The following is a 14,762-nucleotide window of genomic DNA, read 5'->3' on the forward strand; positions in this document are numbered from 1 at the left end:
TCCTGCAGCGGCATGACAGCTCTATTCCTTCCTATTTACCTCACGATGTCCTGGATCTCGACGTCTTATAGCTGCTTGGAGGCATCCCTTCGTACTTACGGAAAAACCGATTAAAGCTTTGAACATTAAAGTAGCCAACTTCCGTGGCAATCTGAGTAATCGTCATTTTTGATTCCAGGAGCAGCTGCTTTGCCTTCTCGATCCGTAATTGATTCGTATAATCAATTAGACTTTTGCCGGTTAATTCATAAACGATTTTCCGCATATAGGAATAACTAATGCCAATCTCCTTCGCCATCTCTTCGAACACAATCTCTTTGCAGAAATTTTGTTCCAGATATCCGATAATGCGATCACCATGATTGACCTCTCCTGTACTGCGTGCAAGATGCTGCGCAATCTCGGTAAAGAAATCACGAATATATTTTTCAAGCTCATCAAGAGTGTCTATGGAAGCAATCGCTGAGTAAATATTGCCCCGCCCTGCAAAAATTCTGGACGTACTTATATTGTTCTCCCGAAGATGCTTCACCGTGACGCCGATCAATTGATTGTAGATAAACAAAATATTGTCGTAAGAGATGTATTCATCCGAGTGGATCTCACTGCTTATACTTTCCAGCTCCATTAAGATACTGTCTAGATCAGCCCGATCAAGAAAATTAACGATACGCCTCTCACTATTCGTTGGATATAAATATTTCCTGCTGCGCTCTTCCTCCTGCTTCCAATAGAAGATGCAACCGCTGCCTTTGGTCATACGATGCTTTATTGCTTCCGTCGCTTCTGCTACCCTCTCAGGAATTATATCGCTAAATTCCGTTTGGCTGCTTACACCTATCGTCACAGAATGACCAAGTAAATCCAATGCAGTATCTCTAATCTGAATAAGAGCTCCTTTTATTCCGTTTGCCCCATTCTCCAGCTCATCTTGCCCGTAATTGATGATGAAAGCGAAGCAGCCGTCATTTTGATAGATGCCACGTGCGTATACACCATCCGGGAACAAGCTCTCGCATTTGGGGAGCAGCAGGTAACGATGATAACTTCGTGTCTCCGGATTGTTCTTGCTTACATACCGCCTGAAACGGTCTATGGAGACAATCGCTACAATGAAATAACGTTCCGGAAACATCTCAACAATTTGTTTCTTCACTTCGCCGCGCAGCAAATGATGGATGGACAAGCTGCGTGTATCCTGCTCACGTTCTTGCAGCAAGGTGTGCAGCCCTTCCTCTTCCTCCTGCATCCGCTTGAACGCTGACTCCAGGAATGCGAGCTCGTTCTTGTTTGAACCTACAAGATTACTCCGTTCACGCATCGTTCGGACCAGCTTCCTGAAAGGCTGGGATAACCAAGTTGCGAGCAAAACGGCAAGGATGGTTCCCGCAAATATAATAATTCCCGTTATGAGAATAATACTCCGCTGCAGGCTGTACGTCTTAGTCATAAGCTCATCCATTGAATAGATGTTCACATTCCACCAGCCAAGCTGCGCCGAGCGCGACCAGGTATACAGCAGTCGCTCTCCTTCGAGCACATGGAAGGCATAACCTTCTCTTACTTGATTGCGTAATATTTCTTGGATAAAAGGCTGTTCACTGCCATCGGTCAGCAGCAATGATTTATCATTATGAGAGATGATAGTGCCGTCGGATTTCAGGAGCATAAAGCCTTCTGCACCAGGCTCCGTTGAGCTTAGGTAATCCCCAATCTGACTCTCACGTAAATTAACGACAATCGTTCCTCTTGTTGTTGTTGACAGACGGTTCAATGGCAGAACATAGGATACCACTTTGATCCCGGAATCCAGTTGGCGAGGGTACCATACTCCGCCGATCCCTCTTCGTCCTTCAAGCGCCTTTTCCAGCCAATCAACCTGTTCATAACGGTCCAGTGTCGTAATTCCTCTGTCGCTAGACACCACATAATTGGCACCCTCAAGCAGGAAGTACGTGGAATATACGCCGTCCACCCGATGGTTTAGGCTTACCAGTTCATTCAATATTTTAAGCGCGCTGATTACGTCAATATAATCCGAGTTAAGCTCCGAGTAGGTTTTGAAGCTGCGGATACGATCGAAAATATTCGTACCAGCCAGCTGCACCGCATCCTGAGCCAGATTATTCATCGCATTCTCGTTAAGCTCACGGTTCGCATTAAGTCCTGCAAGTGAAGTATCCGCAATAGCACTTTCTGAATACCCTAATATCCGTGTCCCGCTATACCAGGTCAGAATGGCAGTCGGAATAGCCATGACACAGATCAGAATCAAGATCAATTGAAGCATCATGGGAAATCTTTTCATCTGCCCGTCCTCCTATCGTCTATCATTATGGCAATGGAGTTACACTAGGGTGATTTTTTGAAAGCGCTTTAAATTTGTTAAAAAAGGAGCCCGTACTACATTTAATATTGGATAATTATACACTATAAAGAATCACTGGGTCTATTTCCCTAATTGATTTCTCACAAGGATAATGAACAGATCAAGCTTTTGATGAGATTCCATGCTTTCCGAAGCAAGAGCTATCCATTTGAATAATGGCATAAAATGAATCCGTTTCCATGGGGATTAAACAGTCAAAAAACGTAAATCAAAGCTATTTCTGCATTTTACAATGAAGGGCAGAAGGCGTATTATTCCTCTTATATCAGAAACAGGAGTGATCCTATGATCGTAACCGCTGAGCCTACCCCTTTTCATTTGCTAGTTAATCAGAAAATATCCTATATCGAAATCTTTATATGCAATCCAGCTCTTCCTACATATTTGGCAGCAAATCAACCTCGTATCCTATGGCTCCATCTCTATAGCAGCGGCATGTCAGGTTGGGCATCCTGTCCCATTCCTCCTGAATACCGGCATGTTGATCCCCTTCAATGGGCAACTGTTTTCACCAGATGGAAAGGTCTTTCCTTAGCAAAATGCCTCGAATCCGTTCGGCTCCACGATCATTGCTGGGATTTGATAAGAAAAGAACTCGCATCATCTGCATTATTAGATTTGCATGAGAGCACTGGAGCAGACAATAAGCTGAAGCAACAAGATCTTATCCAGGAAGCCCAATCTTATTGCTATTATACGATTAATTAATTCTCCGAATGAACAAGAAAAGGCCGTACAGTTCGAAACTGTACGGCCTTTTGGCTTCTCAACCATATAAGTCTTCCAGCTAGCTCAAGCTCAGAACAAATGGTACATCTTTGGAAAGAGGGTAGTCCTTGCCACAAAACCGTACCACTCCTCCAGCCAGATCGGACTTCACCTCAAGAGCATCCTGTGTCAACTCGACATTTACGGTTCCTCCGTTGACGGGAACCGTACCTTTTATCCACTCTAAACCGCCAAGCTGCGGCTCTACAACATAACTTTCATAACCCGGTGACGTTGGATACACCCCAAGATAATATCGTCCTAACACATAGATTGGACTTGCTCCCCAAGCATGGCATAAGCTTTTGCCGTAACGGTCATCGTACATACTAAGCCGCTCAGGACCAGTGATCTCCGGGTTATATTCTTCCCAGAAGGTCGTAGCGTCCAGCTTCATCATGCCGCCCCAATAATCTTGTATCTGCCCCGATACATAATCTAATTGACCAATCCGGCTCATTACAGACAACTCGTAAAACTTGAAGTAAGGCGTGCTGATCTGAGGAACTTCATCATTAAGAAGCACATTTGTGATGATGCTCTCTTGCTGATCTGAGTCAGCCAAATTCCATAACAAAGCAAAAATATTAGCATGCCGTGTAACATTACGTTTGCCCGATTCGAAGCTGTCCATGTAGGCTCCACGCTCTTCGTCCCAGAAGCATTCATTAATTCGGTCCTTTAACTGCTCGTAACGCTCCAAATAACGTTTATCTCCAGCGCCAATCAGTTCTCCGCAAGCCCATACCGCTTTTAGACTTTCCGCGTACAGCATTTGCACGGCACTTACTGCGCCCGTCTTATCGATTTCCGCCCAGTCGATGAATACCCAGTCTCCCTCTCTTCCGCGGATGAAGCCGTCTTCATCTGTGCGTGAAATACAATATTCCATCATAGATTTCATTCGAGGATAGATCATGGTAATAAAATCTACATCTTTTGTCGTTTCATAGTAATCATAAACACTCATCAGCCAGTAGAAAGAATAATCGACAATGGTGTTGATATGCCTCACGATTGGATCTTTCCCCCGCAAGGCAACAATCGTCCTCTTCGTAATTGCCGGATCAAAATACAAATAGTTATTGATCAAATAACTCTGGTAAGCATCACCTGACCATACCCATCGGTCCCGCTTGATCCCGTCAAGAAAGAACTCGCGGCTGTTGAGGTGCAGTGTATACTCCGCTGTCTCCCAGATCCGGTTGATCAGATCATTCGAGCACATAAAGCTTCCTTTTTGCTCAAGCGGCAAATATTCGTACCTAGCTGTTAACTTGAATTGTTCTTTCTTTGCCCCTTGTACAAATAAATACCGGAACGCGCGGGGATGACAATGATACGAAGTACTTGCTAACGGGATTGTATCAATAATAATGCTGTGCTCTGTATCCAAAGCTTCTTCTATCGATTCCCCATAAAAAAGCCGTATGTCCTTAGTGGCTTGGACGTTCTCGAACTGCAACGCGGCGAAGGTTTCTTTCCCATAGTCGAACAGAATCCCTTCTTCTCCCTGCTCAATAGATAGAGGGAGGATCTCCTCATACTGGAATGCAAAAATAGCAGGATCATCCTCTTGCTTCAGATACAGCCCGTTACATCCAGCTGGCAGCCAATCGATGCTGTAATCATTCGCCTCCCAAGACGAATTACTTGCACTCTGTTGTCCATCTATGAAGATTGAAGGTAAACCATCCGTACGTGCCACCATAATCTCGATATTATGACTGCCGGTTGAGAGGCTGATCGGTTTTTCAAAAGGATACCTTTTTCCATCTACCCAAATGACTCCACTGCCATGTGCATACACTGTCATTTCTTCAGGAGTATCACATTTTACTTCTTTGCGGAACTTTACATTATGATAGCAGTCATCCAGCCGCCAAAAAGCTGGCCATTGATGATCCCGTTCTTCCCGGCGGGTATTCAGCAGCAAATGATGATAAATCTCAAAATCTCCCGGGTACCAGATCCATTCAGGGCTTTGAATCATCTAAATACTCATCCTTTCAGAACCTCTGCACGCAGCTGAGGCCATAGCTGTAGTATGGTTTCATTATATAGGCTGTATAATCTGGACTCCCGGCTGAAAAGGACATTTTATCCCTGTAATCATGACATTACGATCATAGACACGTTATACTACATGTATATCAGATGCGAGGAATGAACCGACTGATGAACCGCTCCTATGAGGTATTTGAGAGTCAACATTTTCTTCAGGAAAACCTGCATATGCTGGTCAACCGATTTACGGAAGATTTTATGGTCCCCTATCATGCTCATGATTTCATTGAATTTAGTTACGTAGCAGAAGGAAGTGGCTTCCATCATATCGGGCAGGACACGTTTCCTATTCATAAAGGAATGCTCTTCGTTATTCCAATTGGAGCTGCTCATGTGTTTCGGCCTGCCACAACAGAACGGACTAGTAAACCACCCGTCGTCTATAATTGCCTGTTTGATCAACATCTGCTAGGGCAACTGTCGGCTTTTCTAGAGCAGCCTGTTCAAGAGCATCTTACTTCTCTTGTGAGCCATGCCTCTTCCTATTACTCTGTCTTTGACCATGATGGGGCAATTGAGGGGATTATGCTGGAGCTGTACCAGGAAATGTCCGAGAACAGGATTGGTTCCAAAACGATGTTGTATGCCTTGTTGAATCAGCTGATCGTTACGGTTTACAGGCGGAAGTTTGAAGAAAATGAGAAACGTCTGCCTGAATCTGAGGGCTTTCATCGTGTGATCGATTATATGGAGCAAAACTTTAATAGAGCCGTTACGCTGTCCGAGCTGTCCCGCGTGTCGGGATGGAGCTCGAGGCAGCTTCAACGGCTTTTTACGAAGTACACGGATCAAACCTTTGGTACTTTCCTGCAAAGCCTCCGTATCCGGAAAAGCTGTGAGCTGCTGCGCAGCAGCAGTCAGAAGATTGCCATTATTGCCGAGCTTGTTGGTTATACCTGTATTGATTCGTTTAATATCGTGTTTAAAAAGAATGTTGGGATTACGCCTACAGAATACCGGAAGTCATCTTCGTAACGGCAACATAACTGCGCATTTGAATGTTCTTACGATCGCTGTTGCTATGGGATTCCCTTATTAAAAAGGTTAGGGTAGAAATCCCATAGCAAAGGCGAACGCTGCGCTTCTCCAGAATCATTCAAAATGCTTCGTTCTGCTTTTACTTCATTAATGAAAGTTTGCCGTGCTGGAAGACCTGCACGGCTAATTAGATTATAAAAGCGGCAGCCACTGGGCTGCCGCTTTCTGTTTAGTTATTAAGTTTGATGATTTGCACGTCGTAACCTGCGAGCTCTGTTTGGCCGCCTTGAACAGGGAGGTCAGTCAGCAGGTTGATACCTGATTGTTCGCCTAGATTGACTACAACAGTATCTGCTTTGTGATTTAGCACAAACAAGTAATCCTGGCCGTCTTTGGTGCGAATAGTTGTTTCCACACCTTCTGGAGTAGTAGGAACGAGAGGTTCAATACCTCGCGCTGCACATAGCTGAGGCAGCCACTCTTGCAGGAACGCTGCTTCCGGACTTGTTGCCAAGTACCAGGCTTCGCCTGCACCAAACTTGTTGACGGTAAGCGCCGGCATGCCACGATAGAAGTCATCCCCATATACGGCTTTTACTTCGGCGCCTTCGGAGTGAATGAGATCGCAGATCATCCCGCACTCATATTCCGTCTTCGAGCCAAGCGTGTTATCCGATAGAACAATTCGGTTACGCTGGCTAGGAAGCAAAGCATCGATTTCTTCTGCCCAAATGCCAAACAGCTTCCGAAGCTCGCCAGGATAACCACCTAGTGTAACGAGGTCGGTCTCGTTAACAATACCACTGAAGTAGGTCGAAATGACCGAACCACCCGCTTCAACGAATTTCTCCAGCTTATTTGCTACACCTTGCTTCACCATATACATAACTGGTGCGATAACAAGATCGTAACCGCTGAGATCCGCTTCAACACTGACCACCTCAGCCGCAATTCCCGCACGGTAAAGGGCATCGTAGAACTTATGAGCTTCCTCTACATATTTGAGGGCAATCGTTGGGCCGCTGGACATTTCAATCGCCCACCAGTTTTCCCAGTCGAACAGAATCGCAACTTTTGCCTTCACTCTGGAGTCGAGGAGCGTATCACCAAGCTTTCCTAGCTCTGCTCCAAGCTCCACACACTCACGGAATACACGCGTATGCTCATGTCCAACATGTTCAATTACAGCTCCATGATACTTCTCACAAGCCCCAACCGAGCGGCGCAGCTGGAAGAACAGAATGGTATCCGCACCACGCGCCACCGCTTGGTAGCTCCACAATCTCATAACGCCAGGGCGCTTGAGCGAGTTGTAAGGCTGCCAGTTCTGCTGGCTTGGAGTCTGCTCCATCAGCATAAACGGCTGGCCATCCTTCAGACCACGCATCAAATCATGCATCATTGCGGTGTAACTGTGCGGCGTATCAAATCGTGGATAGTTGTCCCATGATACGACATCCATATGTTTGGCCCATTTATGATAATCAAGCTTCTTAAAGGCACCCATTAGATTAGTTGTAACCGGAATGTCTGGCGTCTGCTTCTTGACCGCTTCATACTCCAGCTTGTAGCAATCGAGCAGGCTGTCGGAATGGAAACGCATGTAATCAAGTGAAAGCCCTTGGAAGTTCGTATCTGTACGGCCGTTTGCACCGTACCATTCTTCACTAAGGCCGCTCGGCAGTACAATATCTTCCCAATCATAGAAAATATGACCCCAAAACGCTGTATTCCAAGCATGGTTTACCGCTTCAATTGTACCGTAACGTTCCTTCAGCCATACACGGAAGGCAGCTTCACAATTGTCGCAGTAGCAATTGCCTGCCCCGCCATATTCATTATTGATATGCCAAATAAGCAATGCTGGATGATCCTTATAACGCTCTGCCAGCTTCTCCGCCATCCGCACCGAATACTTACGGAACGTCGGGCTGTTCGGGCATGAATTATGTCGTCCTCCAAACTTACGTTTATTGCCGTTGAAGTCAACTTGCAGGACATCCGGATATTTACGTGCCATCCAAGCAGGATGCGCAGCAGTGCTGGTCGCAAGACAGACACCAACTCCGTCTTCATGAAGCTTATCCATCACCTCATCGAGCCAGCCAAAATCGTACGTTTCCTCGTCAGGCTGATTTTTCGCCCATGCGAATACGTTCAGCGTTGCCACATCGATACCAGCAAGCTTGAACATACGTAAATCCTCGTCCCAGACTTCCTTCTCCCATTGATCCGGATTATAATCTCCGCCGTACCATATCTTTGGTTTCTTTGTATTAATCATCTTGTCACACCTCTTTGTATATGATAAAACTGCATTAGATATTTTTATTGTAAGCGTTATAATTACTATATCCTATATAAAATAACCGATATCATATATAAAAATACGGAGGTCCGCTATGATGCGACGTGTCGTTCCCGCTTTCCCCTCAGAACCACTGCCTTTACAGCTGGAAACCATCGGATTTAATCCCGATCAAGAGACTTTGGACAGACCTGACGGATATCCCTATTTCCACTGGCTTCATACCATTCATGGAGAAGGAGAATTGCAGGCGAATGGTCAAACCTGGAGAATGACCGAGCGATCTGGCGTCCTTCTTGCACCTGGCACCCCTCATCGTTATGAAGCAAGAAATGGACTATGGCAGACTGGTTATATTACGTTTCACGGGAGTATGGCTGCAAGTTTGGTCCCGTCGTTTGGATGGAGCGGCGCTGAACATTTTCAATGGGAAGCCGGCAATGATCGGATTTCCAATCAACTGAATGATATGCTAACATTTGCTGAAACCGGAAGCGATCCTTCCGGCTGGCAGTCATCAGCAGATCTATATCAATTCCTTACACTGCTTCGTACGGATGCCCGTACAGACAATCGGCCTTCTATGTCCAAACGATTGGAGCGGAATCAAGTCCTGCTGGAGTGGCTGGAAAAGGAATTCGCCAATCCGGAGATCGGATTATCGGATATGGCAGCGCAGCTTGGCATCGGAGAGCGGCAGCTGAATGAAAGATTCCGCGAGCTGTTTGGCCAAACCGCTTACTCTTATCTGATCCAACTCAGAATCCGCAAGGCGAAGGAATGGCTGCCTTCCAGGCCAGACTGGACCGTACGCCGCATAGGTGAAGCGGTCGGGTTCAGAGATGCTAGTCACTTCGTCTCTACCTTTCGCCAGAAGGAAGGCATGACACCCGAGACTTACCGAAAGTTATATAGACCTTAACCGTAATGAAGTAATAGCCTGGAGGTTCCTTATTATGATTCAACTGCACACGGGTCGTATAATTATTGCTGGGCGCAAAAAAGAGCGGATAGATTTCCGCTCTTCGTATCCTGCAGGAAATATTATACATAAAAGCGGTCGCGATATTCCTGTGGTGTACAGCCTTCATTTTTCTTGAATTGATAGGTAAAGTAAGCAGGCGTTTGAAAACCTACTCGTTCAGCTACCTCGTAAATTTTAATAGTTGGATCCTGAAGCAGCTCTTTCGCTTTTTTCATCCTCAGGTTTTTAACAAAATCAGAGATCGTTAGTCCCGTTTCTTTCTTAAACAACACACTCAGATGTCCTGCACTGATATGAAACTGTTCTGCAAGCTGTTTCACTGTCATACTGATCGGCAGTTGCTCTTCCATACTAGAAACGATACGACTGATTAGGTGATGCTGCTGGAGCGACCGCTCTTTCCTCACAAGCATACTAGCCGAGTGGATATAATCGATAACAATGTCCTTCATCGTATCAATCGTTTTGCAATCCAAAAGTCTATGCCAAGCACGTTTGTTCAGAAAGTTGATCTCTTCTGTATCCTGCCATACTTTACGCGACAGCTCCCCGAGAAGGCTTATACTAAGAGATTGAATATAGGCCATGTTATGTCCGCTGTTTTCCAATTCCTTAAACGTCTGTCCTACCTTATCTACTAAAGGAAGGGGGTCATCGCTTTCCGCAAGCATTAATAAATCGGGCAGCATGTTTTCTTGCATTCGATAGTCCTCGAATGCCTTTCGCTCTGTATTTCCCACATACGTGATAGATCCCTTACCGCTTTGACGGACATCCGCAATCGTAAATTTGACTTCCCTGAAGATCTGATTCATTTCCCGCCATTCATACCCCCAACGGCTGATGCCAACTGAAACCGATACTCCATAGCTGTTATTCATATATTCTTGTACGAATCTCATTTGTTTATCGATATTGCTTCTTTTATCTATCGACGGATTTATAAGAATAGCCACAACCTGGTCAGGTCTAGTCTTGGAGACCAGAACATTACCCAAATCCTTTAGCCCCACTGAAACCGATTGCAGAAGTGCTGAACCAAGCATAAGCCTGCTCTGTGCATCGCTACCAGAAGAATCCGAGTAGTTATCGATTATAGCTGTAATCAGTTGTATTCCTTCAGATGGCTGGTTTGGCAGATTAAGCAGCTGGCACCAGGAGTGTAAAGATTCCTCCTCCATCGGCTCTTCCTCCAGAATATCGAAAATAAACGTATCCTTTAGCATTTCCTGACTATCCGAGACAATCTCCTTGAGCTTTATAGTCTGTTCATTGATTTGAGTTATACTCTCTAGCGTTTGCCGAAATGCGGTCAGCTTACGTTCAATTTCCGATAATTTGAGAGGCTTCAGTACATAGCCCTTTGCCCCTACTTCAATTGCTTCTTGTGCAAATTCGAACTCATTGTATCCGCTTATAACCAGAATTTGAATGTCAGGATGAATCAATTTGGCTTCGGCAGCGAGCTCAATCCCGTTCATACCGGGCATAGATACATCGGTAATCAGTACATCGACTGGACCCGCTTCAAGAATAGGAATAGCTTCTTCACCCGACTCCGCTGTAAGCGGGATCAAGTACCCAAGTTTAGCCCAAGGGATATGCCTTACCAATCCTTGAACATGTGACGGTTCATCGTCTACTATAAGTACTTGCAGCATGATTATCCCTCCCGTTGAATATGCGGTTTATGTGTATAGACAGGCATCTCAATCATAATAATCGTTCCTGTCTCAGAGTTACTCTCTACGTGTAATTGTCCGGCGTGGCCAAAATACAAATGAAGACGCTCTCTAATATTTAAAAGCCCAAATCCGTTTCCTTTTCCCGCTTTTTCACCATTCTTAATTAGGGTCAGAGTCTCGGTATCCATCCCTATACCATTGTCTCTTACTTCGTATTGGACATGATTATTTAACCGTTTGATACGAATTGCAATATAAGCATTAGGCCGGGTAAAGATCTTTCCGTGAATATATGCATTCTCCACAATAGGCTGCAAAATCAGCTTAATGGAGTAGAGCTCTATTACATCCTCATCAATCTCCCAATCGATTCGGACACGACCGGGATAACGCAGCTGTTGTATATCCAGATAAGCCCTCACATGTTCCAATTCTTTATGGATTAGCGTCACATTAGATGTGTTATCTAGGGCGAACCGGTAAAAAGTCGTTAACGCTTCAATGGTCTCTACCTGAGTCTGATCTCCTTGGTCGAGAGCGCGCCACTGAAGCAAACTAAGCGAATTATATATAAAATGAGGATTGATTTGGGCTTGGAGTGCCCGGAATGATGATTCCTTCTCCTGTAATTTGGCACTACTAAGCATATCAATAACTGATCCAAGCTTTCCCGTCATCTGGTTAAACATCATTTCCAGTTCCCCAAGCTCATCCCTGCTTCTGCTCTGCACAGATACGTCAAAGTCCCCCTCAGCAATATCGCTCATTCGGTGGCCCAGCTTACGAATACGGAAAACAACGTTTTTCAGTACGATCATTACAAGGAACATAGAGAAAAACAGGAAAAACACCGTGATAGCAACAATGCTGTAGACAATTAAGGCGGACTGCTTTTCCATTTGACGCATCTGGATAAGCGCGGCGACCTTCCATTCGCCATTAATGTGACGGACCGTAAAGTATTCGCCATTATTAGTAAGGCTCTCTGCTCCTTCACTACTTGCCCATAGCTTGGAAAGTGAAGTCGCTTCAACTGGCCTCCCAATCAATGAACGGTCTGAGGCCGCAATAATCCGGTCATTCTCATCTAATAAATACAGGCTGCCTGAGCCTTTGAAGGGGCGGTCCATTAACTCGCCAAACACGCTGTTATAATCCAGCAGCATATAGATAGCGCCATAGGTATAGCCCGTAGCATTCGTAATCTTTCGGGAGACTGCGAGCTGTGCATGTTCCCCGGGGGCATCTGACCATTGTAAAGCAAAAGGTGAAGCCATTACACCTTCATACCAGGACTTCTCGTCAGTATGATTTAAAGGCCGGTCAGACGGCTTCCATAACAGTCCTCCATCTTCCGTAAGAGTCTCATTGTCATGATAAATCCGAAAATTTTCAATACCAGGCAAATAGCGGCTCATTACCTGAAAGGAACGATCAATATAATTGACCGATTCCAGCTGTTCCGACCAATTGGTATAGGTTCGGCTCAGTCTGGAAATAAGCTCTCCGTCCGTCCCCGTCCGATTCGCAAGAAGATCATAGCTTTGTTTGCGGAACTCAACGCTCTGCGTTGTCTGACGAACGGCTTCGTTAATCGTGACGATATAATTGTCTCTGACGTTCAGAAGAGCCAGATACCCTGCGCCGACTCCTAAAATAATGGTAGGTATAACCACGATAAGCCCGTATAGCAAAACAATTTTGCCGCGCAGACTCATCGTTCGGGTCAATCGGATCGTATTTCTCTCAATCCAGCGTCGCATCAGGCATTTCTCCCATTCTTCGCCCGTTATCGTTATTTTTCCGGGAAACTGCAAAGGGAGCATCCCAATAAAGGGCTGCTCCTTGATATGCGTTTATCTCTTTTTTATTTATTGTTCATCGCTTTGTATAACTCATTCCACTCTGTCTTAAGCTCGCTCCAATGTGCACGCTTTTCAAGCGCAGAGGTGAATTCCGTCCATGCTTTCTCGAATTGTGCATCGTCCTTCGCCATAAGCAGTTTTGCACGGTACTCTTTATACACGGTAGCTAGCTCAGGTGCGTATTTTTCCCAAACGCCGCCTGATTTTGCTTTTACCATATCATAATTTTCCGCAACACGAGTAGCTCCCATCTTGGCAATCTCTTGCGAGAACTCTCCTGTTTTTACACCGCCGGCATGAGTCTGTTCATTGGTCCACCAAGCATACCATTCATTGCTGTAGTTCGAAGTCATATACAGTTCTGGCGTCACTTGTGCTTTCTTAGCCTGGTCACCCGAGTTGCGCAGCGCTTTGTAGCTCTCATCTGTAAATGCCCACTTGCCGTACGGCTGATCTACCCAACCCCAATATTTCCCTGCCGGTCCTTCATTGATGACCATATTCTGCTCTGGCTTCGGTGTTAAGGTATAATCATAGAATTTAAGAATCGCATCAAGGTTTTTCGTATTCTTGCTAATATAAGTATCATAGCCTGGATAAGGATTGATCACTTGAGTAGTACCCAGCCCATTCACACCTTCAATTTGCGGGAAAGGAATCGGTTTGTAGAACCAGCCTGGTGCTGTTGGACCATCCAGCTGTTCCCATAAGGAAGCATCAAAATCCCAGAAGCTTCCGATGTTCATCGCATATCGGCCATTTTTATTTTTTTCAATATAGCGCTCACTTTTATCCGTTAATGCCTCAGGATCAATAAGTTTCTCCTGGTATAAACGGTTCATCCATTTGTAAGCTTCTTTGAAGCCTGGATTATCATACATAAAGATAAAGTTGTCACCCTCTTGCTTCACCGGAGCAACCCCGCCTGCTGTTGCAACCGTCACGCCAAATGCAGCCAGAACCGCATTTTCATCGTTCTTATCCGTAAGAATACCCAGCGGCAGCAGGCTCTTGCCTGACTCATCCTTAAGCTCTGCGGCTTTCTTCAGATAAGTTTCTACACCATCAAGGGTAGTCAAATCATTCTCCGTCATTCCAACCTTCTCGAGAACGTCAGTCCGGATAAACCATGCACTGGATGACCACCCCGGCCATGGTTCAGACGGATTAATATCGAAGTAAGAAGGAAGTGACCAAATATGTCCGTCCGCATCTTCCATCTGCTCCAGATATTCCTTCGGAATGGCCGCCAGGCTTGGATATTTATCCGGCATGTTAAAGTACTGCTCAAGAGGCTGAATAAGATTTGAACGCTTCATCGCATCATCAATCACCTGATTACGGCCGAAAATAGCTGCATCATCAAACCCGCCAGTATTAAGCTTCAGATTAAGCGCTGTCAAGACATCGCCCTGTGTCGCTTCGAGCTGAACGTCGACTCCTGGCTCTTCTGTTTTCCAATATTGCTGAACTAAACTGTCATTATTAATCGTTGCCGTCCAGCCCAGCCAAAGCTTGAATTTACCCGAACTGTCGGTCGTTTTCGTATTTGTTGAATTAGCTGCTGTACTTGAGTTATTCTGATTTGTATTGCCGTTACTAGAGCAACCCGCCGTTATGCTTAATGTGGCGGCTAGGGTTAGAGCTGCGATACTGCTTTTTTTAAATTTCATGCTTCTTTCTCCCCTTTTTCTTCGAGTCTATCAACAAATTGGTA

8 protein-coding genes are annotated in these 14,762 nt (G+C 45.3%); 2 read left to right on the top strand and 6 right to left on the bottom strand.

The window, feature by feature from the left end; genetic code table 11:
- Positions 1-40: 40 nt before the first annotated feature.
- Both AC0YNT_RS14070 and AC0YNT_RS14075 read right to left on the bottom strand, forming a co-directional pair.
- A complete protein-coding gene (locus AC0YNT_RS14070; RefSeq protein ID WP_475805163.1) occupies positions 41-2,308 on the bottom strand; it encodes an AraC family transcriptional regulator in 2,268 nt (755 codons plus the stop codon).
- Between the two features lie 868 nt (positions 2,309-3,176).
- Positions 3,177-5,150 carry an alpha-L-rhamnosidase-related protein gene (locus tag AC0YNT_RS14075; RefSeq protein ID WP_475805164.1) on the bottom strand — a complete coding sequence of 658 codons (1,974 nt, stop codon included), beginning with the start codon at positions 5,148-5,150 and terminating at the stop codon, positions 3,177-3,179.
- A 185-nt stretch (positions 5,151-5,335) separates the two neighbouring features.
- Here AC0YNT_RS14075 and AC0YNT_RS14080 point away from each other — a divergent pair, with 185 nt between their 5' ends.
- Positions 5,336-6,199 carry a helix-turn-helix domain-containing protein gene (locus tag AC0YNT_RS14080; RefSeq protein ID WP_475805165.1) on the top strand — a complete coding sequence of 288 codons (864 nt, stop codon included), beginning with the start codon at positions 5,336-5,338 and terminating at the stop codon, positions 6,197-6,199.
- A gap of 232 nt (positions 6,200-6,431) precedes the next feature.
- Here AC0YNT_RS14080 and AC0YNT_RS14085 read toward each other — a convergent pair whose 3' ends face one another.
- On the bottom strand, positions 6,432-8,486 hold the full coding sequence (locus AC0YNT_RS14085; protein ID WP_475805166.1) for a beta-galactosidase: 2,055 nt from the start codon (positions 8,484-8,486) through the stop codon (positions 6,432-6,434).
- 118 nt (positions 8,487-8,604) lie between these two features.
- Between AC0YNT_RS14085 and AC0YNT_RS14090 the strand changes: the two genes are divergently transcribed.
- Complete coding sequence (locus AC0YNT_RS14090) at positions 8,605-9,432, top strand: helix-turn-helix transcriptional regulator (RefSeq protein ID WP_475805167.1); 828 nt, start codon at positions 8,605-8,607, stop codon at positions 9,430-9,432.
- A gap of 122 nt (positions 9,433-9,554) precedes the next feature.
- Here the strand turns inward: AC0YNT_RS14090 and AC0YNT_RS14095 are convergent, their stop codons facing one another.
- The 3 genes from AC0YNT_RS14095 to AC0YNT_RS14105 form a co-directional block, all read right to left on the bottom strand.
- A complete protein-coding gene (locus tag AC0YNT_RS14095) occupies positions 9,555-11,156 on the bottom strand; it encodes a response regulator transcription factor (protein WP_475805168.1) in 1,602 nt (533 codons plus the stop codon).
- A gap of 2 nt (positions 11,157-11,158) precedes the next feature.
- Positions 11,159-12,943 (bottom strand): cache domain-containing sensor histidine kinase, encoded by a 1,785-nt coding sequence (locus AC0YNT_RS14100; RefSeq protein ID WP_475805169.1) that lies wholly within the window; start codon positions 12,941-12,943, stop codon positions 11,159-11,161.
- 104 nt (positions 12,944-13,047) lie between these two features.
- Positions 13,048-14,718, bottom strand: coding sequence for a type 2 periplasmic-binding domain-containing protein (locus AC0YNT_RS14105; RefSeq protein ID WP_475805170.1), 1,671 nt, complete (start codon positions 14,716-14,718; stop codon positions 13,048-13,050).
- Positions 14,719-14,762 lie beyond the last annotated feature (44 nt).

The sequence above is a fragment of the Paenibacillus sp. J22R56 genome (assembly GCF_056269375.1).

What these genes read in the sequence shown, in the direction of transcription:
- AC0YNT_RS14100 (WP_475805169.1), bottom strand. Translation starts at nt 12,943, where the DNA reads ATGCGACGCTGGATTGAGAGAAATACGATCCGATTGACCCGAACGATG.
- AC0YNT_RS14075 (WP_475805164.1), bottom strand. Translation starts at nt 5,150, where the DNA reads ATGATTCAAAGCCCTGAATGGATCTGGTACCCGGGAGATTTTGAGATT.
- AC0YNT_RS14085 (WP_475805166.1), bottom strand. Translation starts at nt 8,486, where the DNA reads ATGATTAATACAAAGAAACCAAAGATATGGTACGGCGGAGATTATAAT.
- AC0YNT_RS14095 (WP_475805168.1), bottom strand. Translation starts at nt 11,156, where the DNA reads ATGCTGCAAGTACTTATAGTAGACGATGAACCGTCACATGTTCAAGGA.
- AC0YNT_RS14080 (WP_475805165.1), top strand. Translation starts at nt 5,336, where the DNA reads ATGAACCGCTCCTATGAGGTATTTGAGAGTCAACATTTTCTTCAGGAA.
- AC0YNT_RS14070 (WP_475805163.1), bottom strand. Translation starts at nt 2,308, where the DNA reads ATGAAAAGATTTCCCATGATGCTTCAATTGATCTTGATTCTGATCTGT.
- AC0YNT_RS14090 (WP_475805167.1), top strand. Translation starts at nt 8,605, where the DNA reads ATGATGCGACGTGTCGTTCCCGCTTTCCCCTCAGAACCACTGCCTTTA.
- AC0YNT_RS14105 (WP_475805170.1), bottom strand. Translation starts at nt 14,718, where the DNA reads ATGAAATTTAAAAAAAGCAGTATCGCAGCTCTAACCCTAGCCGCCACA.